Here is a 16914-nt window from a genome sequence, read left to right as displayed (position 1 = left end):
TCGGGTCATGGGACGGACCGACCGCGCCAGCCGGGTGATCGCGGCACCACCGGCGACCGTCTACGGCGCCCTGCTCGACCGGGAGGCGCTCGAGGCGTGGCTGCCGCCGGACGGCATGCGCGGGCGGATCGAGCGATGGGATCCCCGGCCCGGAGGCGGGTTCCGGATGGTCCTGACCTACCTCGACGCCGCCGACAGCCCCGGCAAGACGTCGGACGCGACGGATGTCGTCGACGTCGGGTTCGCCGCCCTGGTGCCATCCGAGCACGTGGTGCAGCGGGCGGTGTTCGAGGCCGACGACCCGGCGTACGCGGGCACCATGACGATGACCTGGCACCTCGCGGCCACCGGCGCGGGGACCGAGGTGACCGTCACCGCCACGGACGTACCACGCGGTATCGACCAGGCGGACCACGAGGCCGGGATCGCCTCCTCGCTGGCCAACCTGGCGTCGTACGTCGAAGCGGCTGGCTGAGGTCGTCGCGGGGGAGGATCGCCGTACTCGGCGCTCACCGGCCGGGTCGGTAGGCTCCGACAGTGGAGAGCAGTCGAGGGCGGATCGTGGTTCAGATGTTGTTGGATGCTGCGGAGAACGCCTCGCCGGTCGAGGCGGTGGAGGCGGTCACGCGAGGGCTCGGCGCGGCGCTGGGGGCACGTACGATCGCGTTCCTCATCGCGGACCTCAGCGGCCGGGCGCTGGTCCGGTTGACCCACGTGCCGCTCGACGGCGCCGGTGCGGGACGCCGGGACGGCGACGAGGCCGCCACGGTGATGCCGTTCGACGGCGGCCCCGCCGAGCAGGCGCTGCGCGCCCAGGCGGTGCAGGTTCTCGCGCAGCCCGACGGATGGACCGTGCTGGCGCCCGTGACCGAGCGCGGCGAGGCGATGGGCCTGCTCGAGATGGTCCTGCCGGACGAGCCCGATGCGCGAACGCTGGAGGAGATCGCCCGCACGGCGCACGTGTTGGCGTTCGTGGTGATCGCCAACCGGCGGTACACCGACCTGTTCGAGTGGGGGCAACGGACGACCCCGTTCACTCTCTCCGGGGAGATCCAGCGCCGCCTGCTGCCCGCCTCGTTCACGTGTGAGGCCAGCGCGTTCACCCTGTCCGGCTGGCTCGAACCCGCCGCCAGCATCGGCGGGGACACCTTCGACTACAGCCTCGCCCGCGACGTGCTGCACTTCAGCGTCACCGACGCGATGGGCCACGGGGTGGCCAGTGCGCTGACGGCCACGCTGGGCGTGGGCAGCCTGCGCAACAGCCGCCGCCGCGGGGCTGGTCTGGTGGAGCAGGCCGACGCTGCGAACGCCGACGTGGCCGCTCACGCCAGCGTGCCCGGCAGTTACGTCACGGCGGTCCTCGGCCGTCTGGACCTGCGCGCGGGGGTGTGCGCGCTGCTCAACGCCGGGCACGTGCCGCCGCTGCTGGTGCGCGACGGGGACACCCGGGCGCTGTCGCTACCGGCCAACTTCCCCCTCGGCATGTTCGCCGAAGCCAGTTACGGCGCAGGCGAGGTCACGCTGCGACCGGGCGACCGTCTGGTGGTGATCACCGACGGGATGCGGGAGCGCAACGCCGCCAGCCTGGACCTTCCGGCCCACTTGCGGTCGATCGCCGGGCTGCATCCGCGCGAGGCCGCCCGGGCGTTGGCGGATGCCGTGCTCGAGGTCAGCGGGCCGACTCTGGCCGACGATGCCACGCTGTTCATCCTCGACTGGCACGGCGGGCACAGCGAGGACCGGAGCACCAGCGCCGGCGCCGACCAGGCACGTGCCAGCGGCGCGCTGCCCGACTGACTACCGGCCCGTCGCGTCGTGCCCGGACGGCAGATCGGCCTCGGCCGCCGGCACGCTGTCGTAGATGTCGATCACGCGGTCCACCGACGTGACCGTCAGGACGCTCCGCACGGCGGGCTGCACCGCGGCGAGGCAGAGCCGACCGCCGGCGTCACGCAACGCCTTGAACATCACCACCAGCGCGCCCAGCCCGCTGGAGTCCATGAACCCCACCTCGGCCAGGTCCACCACCACCTGGCGGTCACCGGCGTCGACCAACCGTTGCAGACCCTCACGCAACTGCGGGGACGTCGCCAGGTCCAGCTCGCCGCGCACCTCGAGCACGGTGCAACCACGGCCCGGCCGGACCGACAACAGCAGTGCCACGACAGCCTCCCCACGCCGATGATCCCCGCTCACCCTATGCTGCCGGGTGCGGACCGCCGCCGGCCGGCGTGCGTCGCGCCGACACGCCCGGCCGTTTGACCGCGGCAACTCCGGGTAGTGCTGATCACCGCGGAAGCGTCCCGCCCCGAGTTGTGGCACAGTAGTCCGGCGCGGTCACCCAGCGGGGAGGAGGAACGGCGCGATGCGCGTAACCACGACGTTCTCACTCCCGCGTCGACCGTCCTCGGTGACCCGCGCCCGGCACGTACTCGCCACCCTGCTGAGCCTCACCGACACCGCCGAGGACTCCCGTGGTCACCTCGCCGTGCTGATCACCGAGGCGTGCACCAACGCGGTGCTGCACGCGGACGCCGACAGCAGCGTCGACATCACCATCGTGATCGACGACGACGTCTGCCTGCTCGAGGTCGGCAACCGCGGCAGCATCCCCGACGGCGCCGGGCTCGACGCCGCACTGCCCGCCCCGCTCACCGTCGGTGGTCGCGGACTGCCCCTGATCACCGCGCTGGCCGACACGGCCGCCTTCGTCGCCGGGCCATCGGACCAGGTGCTGCTACGCGTCACCAAACACCTCACCGGCGTACGGACGTCGCCGGTCGCCTGACCGCCGTCGACGGCCGGCCACGGCCCGCCGGATCGTCCGGGACATCGCCGACCGGCACGCGCGGATCGTCCCGTCCCCGGTCGGGTTGGTGACCTCATGCTTGCCGTGCGTGACCGGATGGTCGAGGGTCGAACCCTGCTCACATCCGTCGCACATGTGCCGAGGAGTCCCATGCAGCCGTTCGACCTGACCAGTGGCGACCAGATCCTCCTCCAGCCCGCGCTGGCGAACAACGTCAGCGGGATGAACCTCTCCGTACGCACCGATCTCGGCACCCGCGTGGAGGCGTGGCGGGCGGCGCCCACCGTCACCGGTGACCAGAGGTTCTTCTGCCATGGCTACTCGCTGGGCACCTTCGGGGCGCACAGGTACACCGTCTGGGGCGACTTCCTGCCGCAGGTGTTGGCCGACGAGTACCAGACACTCGGGCGGATCGACAACGCGCGCAACGTCGCGGCCAGGGACGTGCTGGTCTGGTGGCTGGGGGGCACGGACGCGTACCACTCCGCCGTGGTGGAGCAGCCGGCGTTCCTGCCCACCGGCGCCCTGGACCCGGCGCACACCAGGGTCAGCTCGAAGACCGGCACCGGCCCGCTGTGGATCGGTGTGCTGGCCGAGGACGTGAAGCAGCAGTACCGCTCCGCGGCGTACATCGAGGTGTACCGCCGCAACCAGTGAGGCGCGGCGCGGGGCGGTCGGACCTCCGGCCGTCCCGCGCCTCCTTGCCCAGATAGAGGTGCGCCGATTGACAAAGTTTGGAATCCAAACTTAATCTGCGGTTCGCGATCGGGTGCGGCCGCGTTCGTGGTGGCGCCTGCCGCGAGCCCGTCCCAGCGGCACCCCAGGCGAGGAGCGTCATGGCCGAGATGCGAGGCACGACGAGAAGAACCCGATGGCGGCTGAGCCTGTTCACCGGCGCCCTCACCCTGCTGTTGGTGAGCCTCGGCCTGACGTTCGCGGTGAGCGCGCACGCGGCGGCCGGCTGCCGGGTGGCGTACTCGGCCAACCAGTGGCCCGGCGGCTTCACCGCGAACGTGGCCGTGACCAACCTCGGTGACCCGATCAACGGTTGGCGGTTGACCTGGACGTTCCCCTCCGGGCAGCAGGTGACCTCGGCGTGGAACGCCAACGTCACCGCCGCCGGCGCCAACGTCACCGCCACCGACGTCGGCTACAACGCCGCCATCGGCACCAACGCCACGGTGTCCTTCGGCTTCAATGGCTCCTGGTCGGGCGCGAACACCGCCCCCACGTCGTTCGCCCTCAACGGCGTCACCTGCACCGGCGGCGTCGGCCCCACCTCCGCCCCGCCGACCACCGCCCCGCCGACGACCCCGCCACCCACCACCCCGCCACCCACCACCCCGCCGCCGACCGGTGACCCGATGGCCTACGTGGCCGCGATGCAGCCCGGCTGGAACCTCGGCAACACCTTCGACGCGGTCGGCAGCGACGAGACGGCCTGGGGCAACCCGCGGGTCACCCAGGCGCAGCTGGACGCCGTCCGGGCGCAGGGCTTCAACAGCATCCGGATCCCGGTCACCTGGAGCAACCACCACGGGGCCGCGCCGGCGTACACGATCGACGCGGCGTGGCTCAACCGGATCAAGGAGGTCGTCGGCTGGGCCCTGGACGACGGCTTCTACGTAATGATCAACATCCACCACGACTCGTGGCAGTGGATCAACGCGATGCCGACCGACCGGACCACCGTCCTCAACCGCTACAACGCGCTGTGGACCCAGATCGCGGCCGCGTTCCGGGACGCCTCGCCGAGGCTGCACTTCGAGAGCGTCAACGAGCCGCAGTTCGCCAACAGCTCCGGCGACGCCCAGAACGCCCAGCTGCTGCACGAGCTGAACACGTCCTTCCACCGGATCGTGCGGGCCTCCGGCGGCAACAACGCCACCCGGATGCTCGTCCTGCCCACCCTGCACACCTCGTCGGACCAGGCCCGCATCGACGAGCTGACCAGCACCTTCACCCAGCTGGGCGACCGCAACCTGATCGCCACCGTGCACTTCTACGGCTACTGGCCGTTCAGCGTGAACGTCGCCGGGGGCACCCGGTTCGACGCCACCACCCAGAAGGACCTGACCGACGCCTTCGACCGGGTGCACAACGCCTTCGTCGCCAAGGGCATCCCGGTGGTGATCGGCGAGTACGGCCTGCTCGGCTTCGACCGGCACACCGGCACCATCCAGCAGGGCGAGAAGCTGAAGTTCTTCGAGTTCCTCGGCTGGTACGCGAAGACCAGGAAGATCACCACCCAGTTCTGGGACAACGGGCAGCACTTCAACCGGCTCACGTTCCAGTGGAAGGACGCGGAGCTGTTCGCGCAGATCAAGTCGAGCTGGACCACCCGCTCCGGCACGGCCTACGCCGACCAGGTGTACGTGCCGCGTACCGGCTCGATCACTGCCAAAACGCTCGCGCTGAACCTGAACGGCACCACCATCCAGGGGCTGTACCAGGGCAGCACCGCCCTGGCGCAGGGCACCGACTACACCGTGTCGGGCAGCCAGCTCACGCTCACCGCGAGCGCGCTGACCCGGCTGGTCGGCAGCCGGGCGTACGGCGTGAACGCCACCCTGCACGCGCGGTTCTCCGCCGGGGTCCCGTGGCGGATCAACGTGATCACGTACGACCCGCCGGTGCTGTCGAACGCGACCGGGAGCACCACCTCGTTCGCCGTGCCGACCCAGTTCCGGGGTGACCAGCTCGCCACCATGGAGGCGAAGTACGCCGACGGCAGCAACGCCGGCCCGCACAACTGGACGCCGTTCAAGGAGTTCGACGTGGCCTTCGCCCCCGACTACGCCGGCAACCGCATCACGCTGACCGAGGCCTTCTTCGCGGAGGTCAACGACGGCGCCCGGGTGACCCTGACGTTCCACTTCTGGAGCGGCACGACCGTCACCTACCACCTCACGAAGTCGGGCAGCGGCGTCACGGGCGTCACCGCCGCCGCCGCCCGGGTGGGCTGACCCGGCAGCGGTCTCCACGCGCAGCGGGCCGTGGCCGCCAGGCGGTCACGGCCCGTTCCGCGTACCCGAAGGGATCATCCGCTGCGGTCCGCGCCGCCCGCCGGCGCACCGGCGGCGTGGGCGCGGGCGGGGTCGCTGAAGGTGCTGACGCCGGGGACCAGCAGCGTGACGGCGCTGGCCGCGGCGGTCAGGGCGGCCGCCGCGACGAGGGTGGGCTGGATCCCGAACGCCGCGACCGCCGGCCCGGTGAGGGCGTAACCGACCGGCAGCAGGGCGAACGCGCTGAGCTGATCCAGGGCGAGGGTCTTGCCCAGCACCTCGGCGGGGATCTCGCGTTGCAGGGCGGAGAGCCAGGAGATGAAGTAGATCTCCACGACGAATCCGCCGAGGGCGAAGCAGAGCGCCGTGACCGGTAGCGGCAGGGCGAAGGCGAGGCTGGCGGGCAGGGCGGCGTAGGTGGTGAGGGCGAGCATGCTGACCGTGCCGGGCCGCCGGGGCCGCCACCGGCCGGCCAGCGCGATGGCCGGGAGGGCGCCGGCGGCGGCAGCCGCGAGGACGAGCCCGTAGGCGAGTTCGCCGCCGAGACGGTCCGCGGCGATCAGCGGGAGCAGCGTCAGGCTGGGCGCGGTGCCGGCGAAGAGTTGGACCGCGACGGCAGCCATGACGGCGGCGACCCAGGGACGGCGCCGGACGGTGGCGATGCCGGCCGCGGCGTCGGCAAGGACGCTGGTCCGGGGCCGGTCACCGGCGGCGACGTCGCGCACGCCCAGCACCGCGAGGGCGCCGGTCGCGAACAGCAGGGCCGCCAGGCCCAGCGCGGCGTGGATGCCGATGGCGGTCACGATCGCGGCGCCGGCGAGCGCCCCGAGAAGGGTCGCGGAGCGCTGCACGGCGGACATCAGGGCGTTGCCGCGCTCCAGCAGGCCGGCGGGGAGCAGCGCCGGGATCAACGACCGCATGGCCGGCCGGGACAGGGACTCGGCCACGCCGGAGAGCGCGGTGACGATGCCGAGCGCGGCCAGGGGCAGGTCGTCGAGGGCGAGCAGCGTGCCGAGGACGATGGCGGTGCGCATCAGATCGGCGGTGAACAGGATCCGGGGCCGGGAGACGCGGTCGGCGAGGATGCCCCCGGCGAGCAGGCAGACCACCAGGGCGATCGCCCGGCCGGCGAGGATGACGGCGATGGTGCCCGCACCGGCCCCGCGCTGTACGGCGTACAGCGCGAACGCGACCGGCAGGATCTGGTCGGCGACGGCCCCGGCGGACTGGCTGGCCCACACCCGCAGGAACCGCGGGTGCTGACTCAGCTTCTGCGCGGCGGCGGTGGCGGGGCTGGTGGGCGCGCTCATGGCGTGCGGCGCGCCCGGCGGTGGCCGGTGGCCGGCACGCCGACGACGGACGCCGGGCCGGCGGCGCGGCCGGGCGGGGCCCCGCGGCTGCCGGTGCCGGGCGCCACGATGGGGACGCCGATGCGGCCGGTCGGGCTCATCCGAGCTGCTCCGGGCCGGCGGCGGGGTCGGCCGGTGACCGGTGGGAGCTGGCGGCCAGGCGGAACGGCGGTGGATACCCCGGCCCGGTGGGACCGGTGCCGTCGTCGGGTGCGGGATTGCCGGCGGAGAGCAGGTAGGTGGCGAACTCGTGGTCGGCATCCACGCCGAGCATCGCCTCGACGCCGCTGTCGTGGAACGCCACGGTCTGGAACGGCGCCAGGCCGAGCGCCGTGCAGGTCAGCGCGAAGGTCTGACCGTAGTGGCCGGCGTCGAACATCCACAGCCGGTAGGCCCGGGGGTGGCGGTACTTCCAGGACAGGCGGGCGGCGACGGTGGTGGTGAGGCAGGTGAAGGCCCCCTGGTAGGAGGGTTCCTGCTCGTACGCCAGGGCGGCGATGCGCTCGCGGTCGACGGTGGCGTCGAGGAGTTCGAGGCGGTGCACCTCGGGCGCGTAGTGGTAGAGGCCGGCCGGGACGCCGGTGACGTCGTAAACGGCCACGTAGCACTCGACCTCGTGCCGGCCACCGGCGGAGGCGCTGATGCGTCCCTGCTGCGGGCCGAACGCGCCGCCGTCGAGGAATCGCTGGGGCGCGAACGTGCAGGACAGGACGGTGGCGAGCGCGTCGATGCCGACCGGGGTGCCGGCGAACGCGCGGTGGGTGCGCCGGGCGGCGAACACCTCCTCCACGGGCGTACGCAGCGGCAGGGCGCGTCGGGGAAGGTGCACGGCCGGGGCGTCCGGGTACCGCTTGAACGGCGCCGGAGGTGCGCCGTCGGCGGCGATCTGCGCGGCGGTGGCGTCGCGTTGCGGCGAATCCACGAGGTAGTTGGCGTCGCGGGCCTCGGTGTGCATGCGCGACGCGATCGGCCCCCAGTGCTGCCAGACGGGCGGGGTGCAGGCGTCGTCGGTGTCGGCGACGAGGATGCCGGCCTCGCGGAGCTTGTGGACCGCCTGGACGGCGGCGTCGGCGGCCTCGCCCCCGAACTGGGCGGCGACCTCGTCGACGTCGGTGAAGTCGTCGAGCCGCTGCAACAGGCTCAGCAGGTCGGGGGTGACCCGCAACCACCGGCGTTGACCGGGCAGGGCGACCATCAGCGCATCGCTGTCCCAGCGGCAGACGAGCTGGTCGCGGCGACGTACCCGCATTCCGGTGCCCTTTCCACGACGAAGCACGACGGACGAAGTGGTGCCGGACCCGCACGCGGGTCCGGCACCGGGCGCGTCAGACGGCGCCGTGGTTCAGCACAACTTCGTTCGTCTCGACGATCACGATGTCGAAGGCCATGGCTTGTACCTCCTCTCCGGCGCGATGGGCTCGGTGCACCCCTGGACGGGACCGTCCCCGCTGCATCCGGGACGGGCGTTCGGGGGAACCTGGGTGCCGCGGATACGCAGTCAGGATGCGGATCGGTCGGGCGGACGAGGCGGGAAAGTCGACTGAGGCGAGCGTTCGGGACCCCGAAAGAGAAATTCGGAGACATTTCCCGAGCGGTACGCCGTCACGACAACTCCCCTCATCCGTTCCCGCTTGCGGCAATAGAGAAGGTAGCGAATGCGTCGGCCCCCTGCCAAGGGGTTGGCGGTCTTTCCCGGGCCGTCTTACAGCGAGAGTCAATGGAGATGCGAGGCGACCGCCAGGGCCGGCGGCGGCCGGGGCGCCGGGTGCCTGGTCGCCGCCACGACGGGGCGGCTGAGCCGGCGGTCAGGGTGCCGGGAGCTGGCGTGCCGGCCAGCGGCTCGGCGCGGGCGTTCGCGCAGGTGGAGCCCTTGTCCCGGCCGACCCCGCACCCACTGGCGAGCGCTCGCCGGGCGTCCCGGGTGGTGGCGGCCGGCCCCTGGTCGGGTTCGGCGCGCCGCCGCGCAGGCGGGTGGTCGGGCGCTCCTCAGCGGCGTTGGGGCTAATCGGGTGTCCCCGGACAGGCAATGCCGTCGGGCGGTGAGGATTCCCTCCCGATGGGGCGCGGGTGGGGAATTCGTGCGCGTGCTGGTGTATCGCCTCGGCGGGCCTTTGGCCATTGGTCTCCAGGCATTCCTGCCCGCGACTCTGCGGCCGGTCAACGCATTCGGATGCGTCAAAGCCTCAGGGGCGGCCGATTAGCCGGCCCGCCAGCCCGCCGACACGCCGACGCCGGCCGACCTGGCACGGGTACCAGGTCGGCCGGCGTCGCTGTCGCGCGAGGAGAGGAGGGTCAGACGGCCCCGACGGCCACCGGCTCGGCGGCGGGGGCCGGAGGGGGAACCGGCGCGGCAACGGCGACGGGAGCCACCGCCTCCTCGGGCAGGTACCTGCCGAGCTTGCGGATCCGCCTGGCGTTGTTGACCAGGACGTCGATCGGCGGCAGGTCGGTGTCGAGCCGTACGGCCGTCGGGTTGGCGGCGGCGTGGTGGATGTTGCTCAGCAGCGTGTGGAACGACCGCGGGAACAGCGAGCGTACGAACTTGGACTGCTGCCGGCCGCGCTTGATGCTGGTGATCGGCTTCGACCAGTCGATCTGACTGGGCCGGAACCGGTGCTGCCGCATCAGTTCGCGCCGGAACTCCTGCCACGACACCAGCTTCAGGTCGAACCGCTCGGCGATCTCGCGGGTGGTCGCCGGAGTCACCGGGTAGCTGATCGGCCGCGGCGTTTCCGACAAGGCGTTGTCCACGACCGACCGGGCCAGCACGTCGCCGGCGACGATCGGGCTGGTGACCTCCGAGTCCCAGATCAGGCCCAGCTGGAGCATGTGCGAGATCATGTTCCAGAACGAGTACTCCATGCCGGGGTCCTTGAACCCGGTGGGCGCGCCGCCCAAAGCGAACGGCGCCTGGTAGATGTGGATGGGCACGCCGTCACGGTTCGCCCGCAGGCTGAGGTGCTTGACGACCCACTTCATCCTGCTGTAGCCGGTGTAGAAGAAGCTGTTGCGGTAGAAGTCGCGCCGCTGCTGGTAGACCTCGCTGCCGACCGAGCCGATGACGTGCAGCGTCTTGAACCGCTCCTGCAGGCAGAACTCCGCGAGCCGGAGCGTCGGCAGGACCTTCTCCTCGCGGTACCGGGCGTAGGGGTAGTCGTGGGTCGTCGCCCCCGCGGCGTCGATGACCACGTCGACCTCGGTGAGCAGCTCGTGGTGGGCGGCGGGGTCGAGTCCCATCGCCGGATCCAGGTAGCTGCCCTCCAGGACGGACAGCTTCCCGGTGTCGGGCAGCTCCATCTTGTACTTGCGCAGCTGCCGGGCGATGCGGTCCTCGCCGGACTTGTCGCCCTTGCGGCGCACCAGGGCGTAGACCGTCGCCACCCGGGCGTCGCCGAGGAGCTCACGCAGCATGTGCATGCCGACGTATCCGTTCGCGCCCAGCAGGAGCACGTTCTTCGGCTCGTCGGCGCCGCGTCGGGGAAGACGGCCCGCTACCGCTCGCGGGTCCTCCGAGTAGCCGAGCGAGATCCGGTTGGGGCTGCCTGTCGACAGCGCGATCCGGTCGCTGTTGTGGCGCAGGAAAATGTGCATCGATCCGCCTTTGCACGAAGGGTGGGTGTTGGGGGCCGGACGGGGACCGCGTCGGCTGTCAGGCCACGCGCCGGTCGAGGTGCTGCCAGAACCTCTCGCGCAGCTCCCGCCGGAGGAGTTTTCCGCTGGGGTTGCGGGGCAACTGGTCGACGAACTCGAAGCTCGCCGGGATCTTGAAGTCGGCGATCCGCCCCCGCAGGAACGGGGTGAGATCGCGGGCGGTCGCGGGCTGGTCGGGGTGGGTCACCACGAAGCAGTGCACGACCTCGCCCCAGTGCTCGTGCGGCACGGCGACGGCGGCGGCCTCGACCACCCCCGGGTACGCGCAGACCGCGTTCTCGATCTCCGCCGGGTAGACGTTCTCGCCGGCCACGATGATCGTGTCCTTGATCCGGTCGCGTACGAAGAGGAAGCCCTCGTCGTCCAGGTAGCCGGCGTCGCCGGTGTGCAGCCAGCCGTCGACCAGGGTCGCGGCGGTGGCTTCGGGCAGGCCCCGGTACTCGATCATCCGCGCCGGGGTCGACAGGCAGATCTCGCCGACCTCGAACGGCGGCAGCACGCGACCCGTACCGTCGATGATCTTCACGGCGAAGCCCGGGTACGGCCGGCCGGCCGCCTGCATGCGCGGCCCGCCGACGACGTGCTCCGACGGCGGCAGGCAGACGGCGGTGTTGCCGCTCTCGGACAGGCCGTAGATCTGCGCGAACTCGCAGTCGAACATCTCGATGCTGCGGCCGAGCAGCGCCTCGGAGATCGGCGACCCGCCGTAGACGATCTTCCGCAGCGAGACGAAGTCCTCCCGCTTCGGCCGGGGCGGCGCGAGCATCATCTGCAACTGGGCCGGCACGACACACGCCGTGGTGACGCCGTGGCGGCGGATGAGGCGGACCGCCTCGTGCCCGGCGAACACCCGGACCGACACGTTGGTGATGCCGGCGCTGAACCCCTGGATCGACCACCAGAGTCCACCGATGTGGAACCCCGGGATGCCGATCAGGCTCACGTCGTCCGGCCGCCAGTCGATCCAGTCCAGGCCCTCGGAGGCGAGCGCGTCCCGCACCGCGAAGAAGCTGCGGTGGGCCAGCACGACACCCTTGGGGTTGCCGGTCGTGCCGCTGGTGTACACCTGGGCCAGGGGTTGCTCCTCGGTCCAGGACGGGTCCAGGTCGGCGTCCTCGTCGGCCTGCCAACCGGTGAAGCCGGCCAGCGACACGACCTCGCGCAGCTCGGGCAGGTCCGGCCGCAGCGCGTCGACGGTGTCCAGGAGATCCTCGTCGCAGAAGAGGACCGTGCTGCCGGAGTCGCGCATGATGTGCCGGATCTCGCCGGCGCGCAGCCGCCAGTTGATGGGGACCAGCACGGTGCCGGTCTTGGCACAGGCGAACAGGACGTCGTAGTAGTGCTCGGACTCCTTGCCCAGGTAGGCGACGCGGTGCCCGGCCGTGACCCCGGCGCGCCGCAGGGCGTGCGCCGTCCGGTTGCTCGACCGGTGCAGCTGCGCGTAGCTGACCGTACGGTCCTCGCAGTGCACCGCCGGATGGTCGGGCCGCTGCCCGGCGTGGAAGGCGACGACGTCGTGCACCGTGCGCAACTGCGGGTGGTACGCCGTCATCGGGCCGTCCCGTCCGGGACCGCCAGCGTCTCCTCGAGGTACTGCACGATCGCCGGGCCGGACGCGAGGGCCGGCAGCAGGTTCGGGTCGATCTCGATGCCGAACGCGTTCTCGAGCGCCATCATGAGCTGGATCTGGCGCAGCGAGGTCCAGCCCGGGACGGTGTCCGGGTCCAGGCGCTCGGGCAGCTCGTCCGGTGCGACACCGAACACCGAGCCGACGACCTCGCGGACGCGGGTCTCCAACATTGCTACTCCTTGGGTGTCGCGCCGGGGCCCTGCCCCGGGGTGAAGAAACGTCGCGTGATCCGGGAGATGGTGCGGAAGTCGTCCGTGCTCACCTCGTCGAGGGAGATCTCCGTGCCCAGCTCCGCCTCGATCAGGTAGAGCAGCTCGACGAAGTGCATCGAGTTCAGGACGCCCGTGTCCACGAGGTCGTCGTCGAGCCCGACCGAGTCGATGTCCGGACATCTGGCGCGCAGGAACGTGGTGAGGAACTCCGGAACGGTCTCGGTCGTACTCATGACCCCTCCTGGGGGCGTGTCGGTGCGGGGAGGATCTTCGTGGTGAGCCGGGCCGCCGACGGTTCGTCGGCGCAGCGGTGTTCGGCCACGGCCCGTCCCGTGGACAGGCCCGTCGGGATGAGCCGGTTGGTGCGCAGCGCGACGGCCGGATCGCGCAGCAGCGGGTTGGTGTCGCGCACGGTGGCGGAGAACAGCGCGAAGACCGGGTCGATGACCTTGGTCGCCCCGTCGGCGTCCTCGACCTCGACCCAGGCGTGGACCAGGTCGAGCATGCCGACGACCCAGCCGATCCGGGTGACCGCCGGGATGCCGGCCCGGTGGCAGAGCTGGGCCAGGTACCGGCTCGCCGAGTCGCAGCTCGCCACGCCGTGCGTGGTCACCAGGTCCACGTCGTTCTGCAGGGCCTCGGGCAGCTTGACCCAGCGCAGGTCCATGGCGGCGAACTCGGCGGCGATCGCCCGCAGCTCCGGGGAGCGCAGCTCGGCCCGCTCGCCCGTCGTGTGGACGGTGGCGGTGACGGCGAGCTGCGACGCCGTACGGGTGACGGTGTCGCCGCGCTCGGCGCTCGGTCCGGCGCCGCCGTCGGCGGGTTCGACCGTCAGGTCGTGCACCGCGCCGCCGCAGCGTTCGGGGCGCGGCAACGCCAGCGTGCTGGTCGGCTGCGGGCCGCACGCGTCGGCGGCACACGCGATCCGCAGCGCGAACCGGGAGGCGCGGGGCGCGAGCAGCTCCTCGGTCGACGAGCGCATCCACCGCAGCGAGTAGGCGAAGGCCTGCTCCGGCACGGTCGTGCCGGTGCCCGAGTACAGCGCCAGGTTGAACAGGTCGCGCGAGTCGAAACGCTCCTCGCCCGGGTCACCACTGGCGGGCAGCCCGCGGTCGAGCAACGTGGAGAGCGTGTGGTCGTCGCAGCCGAGGACCTGTCTCGCCGAGGCGCGGTCGACGTCGCCGAGCCGGTGCTCCGGCGGGACCGCGAAGAGCGTGTCCAGCCCCCGGGCCAGTCCGGGGGCCGTCATGACCGCCCCGGGTTGTCGCGCCACATCGTCTTGATGACGCTTCCGGTGCTCAGCACGTACTCGTCCACGGACGTCCAGCCGAGCATCTCGTTGATCTGCACCTGCTCTGGGCCGGCCGAGGTCTCCAGGTAGCCCGGCAGGCCGAGGGCCTCGGCCCGCGCCTGGCCGGCGCGCATCAGGACGTAGCCGACGCCGACCGAGTCGACCCGCCGGCCGAGCACCGCGAACCACACGTGCGGGCTGTCGGGGCGCATCCGGTCCAGCGCGTTGGAGATCCGGACCGCCTCCATCACGGCCCGCGGCCCGGCCAGCAGGCACGCCACCGAGCGCAGCGCCCACCCCCACCACGGCGTCGTGCGCTCGTCGCCGTAGAGGACGAGGATCCCGTCGAGCCGGTCGGCCCGGTACGCGGCGAGGGTGATGCCCGAGCTCATCAGCTGGGCGATCACCAGCTCGGCCAGGTACAGCGCGGTCAGCGCGGACATGCGCTGCCACCGGGGGAGCGAGCCGGCGGCAGCCCAGATGGCGCCGTTCTCGTACGCCTGGGCGAGCAGCCGGGAGCCCGCCCACAGCTGTCGCCACCCGAGGTCCCGGACCTCGAGCCTGGGCTCCGGGCGCGCGATTGTTCGACTGTTCACATTTCACCCCACGTCCAGACGGGAGCCCGCTGACCTGGGTGAATTTAATGGTCTTGGGTAATCGGCCAGTAATAACAAGATCCCTCCGACGGTGTGCGCCGTTGCGGCGACCTCGGGGGCCGTCGCGCGACGCCGGCCTCGTCGCCCACGAGGACCGCGCGCCTCGCCGGGCTGCTCCCTTCCCCGGGTCGGGTCCGGATGCGAGACTGAGTCGTGTCGCGTGACGACCTCGGGAGCCCGCCGGAGCACCACCGCGCCGAGCCGGTGCCGGCGTGATCAGCGGCCACTGGGAGGTCGTCGTGGTCGGCGGCCGGATCGCCGGAGCGTGCACCGCCTGGGCCCTCGCGCCGTACGCGGAGCGGGTCCTCGTCCTCGACGCCTCGCGGCCCACCGCGTTCTGGCCGCAGCAGTCCACCTGGGACCGCTCCGGCAACCTCGCCTGGGCCGAGCTCGGCCTGCTGGAGACGGTCCTGGCCTGCGGCGCCCCGCGCACCTACGGCGACACCCAGCGCATCGGCGAGGACGTGGTCGAGCGGGTCTACCCGCGCGAGGACGCCCACTCGTTCCGGATGAGCGTGCCCCGCGAGGTGCTGGACCCGGCGCTGCTGGCCGCGGCGCGCGGCCGGGGCAACGTCACCGTGCGGCGCCCGGCCCGGGTGCGGGACCTCACAGTCGACGCGGGCAGGGTGCGCGGCGTGACCGTCCGGCACGGTGCCGTCGACAGCGAGGTCACCTGCGACCTGCTGGTGCTGGCGGACGGCCGGCTGTCGCGCAACGCGGAGCGCGTGGGGGCGGACGCCTACCGGGTGGTCGAGTCACCGTGGTTCGCGCTGCTGGCCTACTTCGAGAACCTGCCGCTGCCCACCGACCGCTCCTACTTCTCGTTGCAGGACCGCAGCGTCCTCATCTCGACGCCCTGCGGCGACAAGCAGTGGTGCGTCGCGGTGGACCTGCACCAGAGCCTGATCGACGAGACCGGCCGGCACCCGGCGCGCTCGTACGAGCGGATGGTGCGCGACGACCCGTATCTCGGCCCGGCCGTCGCCGTCGGGCGCCGCACCACCTCGATCGGCGGCGCCGGGCGGATGCGCATGCTGCGCCGGCCGATGAGCGGGCCCGGCTGGTGCCTGGTCGGCGACGCCGGCTACCACCTGGACCCGGTCACCGCCCAGGGCACCCGGGCCGCCGTGGTCACGGCCCGGATCCTGCGGGACCGCGTCGCGGGCGCCGGCCGCGTCGCGGGCGCGGACCTGACCGGCCTGACCGGCGAACGCGACGCCGCCCTCGACGACGACTGGGACTACACGGAGCAGATCGTGCGCGGCTGACCGACGCCCCCACCGGCCCACGCCCACCACCGGCCCACGCCCACCACCGGCCGCGCCGCCACCGGCCGACGCCCTCCCCCGGTCGACGCGCCCTCCACCGGCCGGCGAGCGGATCCGCCGCCGAGTCAGCGCGGGGTCGGCCCGACCGGCTACGCCACCGGCCGGCTGCCGTTGATGGTCACCCGCTGGCCGTAGCGGGAGTGCGGGTAGTAGTCCCAGACGGCGTGGTGCTGGGTGCAGCGGTTGTCCCAGAACACCAGCGTGTTCGGCGTCCAGCGCACCCGGCAGTTCAGGATCGGCTGCTGAGCGACCCAGCCGAAGAGCATGTCCAGCAGCGCCCGGCTCTCGTGGCGGGAGAGCTGCACGATGTGCGAGGTGAAGCCGGCGTTGACGAAGAGCAGCTTGCGGCCGGTCTCCGGGTGGCGTACGACGACCGGGTGCTCGCTCTTCGGCACGACGTACTCCGGCGGCGGGGTGTGGCCCTGCCAGGGGATCAGGCCGTCGTGGATCGCGGTCAGCCCGTCGAGGAAGGCCCGCATCGGCGGGGAGAGCATCTCGTACGCCAGGTGCATGTTCGCCCAGAGGGTGTCGCCGCCGACGCCGATCTCCGGCGTCCTGGTGACGTAGAGCATCGAGCCCAGCGACGGCTCGGCCTCGGCGGTGCCGTCGGTGTGCCAGTCCTCGCCGGCCACGAACCGCGAGTCCCGGCCGGCGCTGATCTCGAGGACGGCGGGGTCGCCGCCGTCGAGGTCGGCGAGGGGCTGCCGGCGCAACTCGCCGAACAGGCCGGCGAAGCGCTTGTGGTCCTCGGCGGAGAGCACCTGGTCGCGGAAGACCAGCACATGGTGGGCGAGGAAGGCGCGCCTGACCTCGGCCAGTTGCCCGTCCGACAGCTCGGTGGCGAGGTCGAGGCCGGAGACCTCCGCGCCGATGACCGGAGAGATCGGTCGGACGGTGATGGTGTCGTAGCGCTCCGGCGGGCGGGTCGTCGCCCGCTCGACGGCGGCAAGGACGTGCTCTTCCATTCGTTCCCTCCTGGGTTC

Annotated in this window: 16 protein-coding genes; 6 read left to right on the top strand and 10 right to left on the bottom strand. The window is 72.2% G+C overall.

The window, feature by feature from the left end:
• The first annotated feature begins 7 nt into the window (after window positions 1-7).
• Window positions 8-475, top strand: coding sequence for an SRPBCC family protein (locus ACLQ20_RS20250; protein ID WP_358121317.1), 468 nt, complete (start codon window positions 8-10; stop codon window positions 473-475).
• A gap of 95 nt (window positions 476-570) precedes the next feature.
• Window positions 571-1797 (top strand): PP2C family protein-serine/threonine phosphatase, encoded by a 1227-nt coding sequence (locus ACLQ20_RS20245; protein WP_425857245.1) that lies wholly within the window; start codon window positions 571-573, stop codon window positions 1795-1797.
• Here ACLQ20_RS20245 and ACLQ20_RS20240 read toward each other — a convergent pair whose 3' ends face one another.
• A complete protein-coding gene (locus ACLQ20_RS20240) occupies window positions 1798-2163 on the bottom strand; it encodes an STAS domain-containing protein (RefSeq protein ID WP_425857244.1) in 366 nt (121 codons plus the stop codon).
• 202 nt (window positions 2164-2365) lie between these two features.
• On the opposite strand from ACLQ20_RS20240, the gene ACLQ20_RS20235 reads away from it, so the two are divergent.
• From ACLQ20_RS20235 to ACLQ20_RS20225, 3 genes are all read left to right on the top strand, one after another.
• The gene (locus tag ACLQ20_RS20235) at window positions 2366-2788 is read left to right on the top strand and encodes an ATP-binding protein (RefSeq protein WP_151453871.1); all 423 of its coding nucleotides are present in this window, start codon (window positions 2366-2368) and stop codon (window positions 2786-2788) included.
• Between the two features lie 171 nt (window positions 2789-2959).
• Window positions 2960-3466 carry a hypothetical protein gene (locus tag ACLQ20_RS20230; protein WP_358121322.1) on the top strand — a complete coding sequence of 169 codons (507 nt, stop codon included), beginning with the start codon at window positions 2960-2962 and terminating at the stop codon, window positions 3464-3466.
• A gap of 179 nt (window positions 3467-3645) precedes the next feature.
• Entirely contained in the window at window positions 3646-5775 is a 2130-nt protein-coding gene (locus tag ACLQ20_RS20225; RefSeq protein WP_425857242.1) for a cellulase family glycosylhydrolase, read from the top strand.
• A gap of 74 nt (window positions 5776-5849) precedes the next feature.
• Here the strand turns inward: ACLQ20_RS20225 and ACLQ20_RS20220 are convergent, their stop codons facing one another.
• The 8 genes from ACLQ20_RS20220 to ACLQ20_RS20185 form a co-directional block, all read right to left on the bottom strand.
• On the bottom strand, window positions 5850-7124 hold the full coding sequence (locus ACLQ20_RS20220) for an MFS transporter (protein ID WP_192581455.1): 1275 nt from the start codon (window positions 7122-7124) through the stop codon (window positions 5850-5852).
• A gap of 136 nt (window positions 7125-7260) precedes the next feature.
• Window positions 7261-8412, bottom strand: a complete 1152-nt coding sequence (locus ACLQ20_RS20215; protein WP_327028830.1) for a SagB/ThcOx family dehydrogenase — start codon at window positions 8410-8412, stop codon at window positions 7261-7263.
• Between the two features lie 1043 nt (window positions 8413-9455).
• Window positions 9456-10754 carry an SDR family oxidoreductase gene (locus tag ACLQ20_RS20210; RefSeq protein ID WP_425857241.1) on the bottom strand — a complete coding sequence of 433 codons (1299 nt, stop codon included), beginning with the start codon at window positions 10752-10754 and terminating at the stop codon, window positions 9456-9458.
• A 58-nt stretch (window positions 10755-10812) separates the two neighbouring features.
• Window positions 10813-12366: a long-chain-fatty-acid--CoA ligase gene (locus ACLQ20_RS20205; RefSeq protein ID WP_151455469.1), complete on the bottom strand. Its 1554-nt coding sequence runs from the start codon at window positions 12364-12366 to the stop codon at window positions 10813-10815.
• Window positions 12363-12614 (bottom strand): acyl carrier protein, encoded by a 252-nt coding sequence (locus ACLQ20_RS20200; RefSeq protein WP_151455468.1) that lies wholly within the window; start codon window positions 12612-12614, stop codon window positions 12363-12365. The genes ACLQ20_RS20205 and ACLQ20_RS20200 overlap by 4 nt, the downstream gene beginning before the upstream one ends.
• A gap of 2 nt (window positions 12615-12616) precedes the next feature.
• Window positions 12617-12889, bottom strand: coding sequence for an acyl carrier protein (locus ACLQ20_RS20195; RefSeq protein ID WP_132240601.1), 273 nt, complete (start codon window positions 12887-12889; stop codon window positions 12617-12619).
• Entirely contained in the window at window positions 12886-13905 is a 1020-nt protein-coding gene (locus ACLQ20_RS20190; RefSeq protein ID WP_151455467.1) for a hypothetical protein, read from the bottom strand. The genes ACLQ20_RS20195 and ACLQ20_RS20190 overlap by 4 nt, the downstream gene beginning before the upstream one ends.
• Window positions 13902-14543, bottom strand: coding sequence for a hypothetical protein (locus ACLQ20_RS20185; RefSeq protein WP_425857240.1), 642 nt, complete (start codon window positions 14541-14543; stop codon window positions 13902-13904). Before ACLQ20_RS20185 ends, ACLQ20_RS20190 begins: the two co-directional genes overlap by 4 nt.
• A 272-nt stretch (window positions 14544-14815) precedes the next feature.
• Here ACLQ20_RS20185 and ACLQ20_RS20180 point away from each other — a divergent pair, with 272 nt between their 5' ends.
• The gene (locus ACLQ20_RS20180) at window positions 14816-15871 is read left to right on the top strand and encodes an FAD-dependent oxidoreductase (protein WP_425857238.1); all 1056 of its coding nucleotides are present in this window, start codon (window positions 14816-14818) and stop codon (window positions 15869-15871) included.
• Between the two features lie 149 nt (window positions 15872-16020).
• On the opposite strand, the gene ACLQ20_RS20175 is transcribed toward ACLQ20_RS20180, so the two are convergent.
• On the bottom strand, window positions 16021-16896 hold the full coding sequence (locus ACLQ20_RS20175) for a TauD/TfdA dioxygenase family protein (RefSeq protein ID WP_151455464.1): 876 nt from the start codon (window positions 16894-16896) through the stop codon (window positions 16021-16023).
• Window positions 16897-16914 lie beyond the last annotated feature (18 nt).

It is taken from the genome of Micromonospora sp. DT46, from assembly GCF_049841735.1.
Taxonomy (GTDB): domain Bacteria; phylum Actinomycetota; class Actinomycetes; order Mycobacteriales; family Micromonosporaceae; genus Micromonospora; species Micromonospora reichwaldensis.
This window is presented reverse-complemented; position numbering and strand designations above follow the sequence as displayed.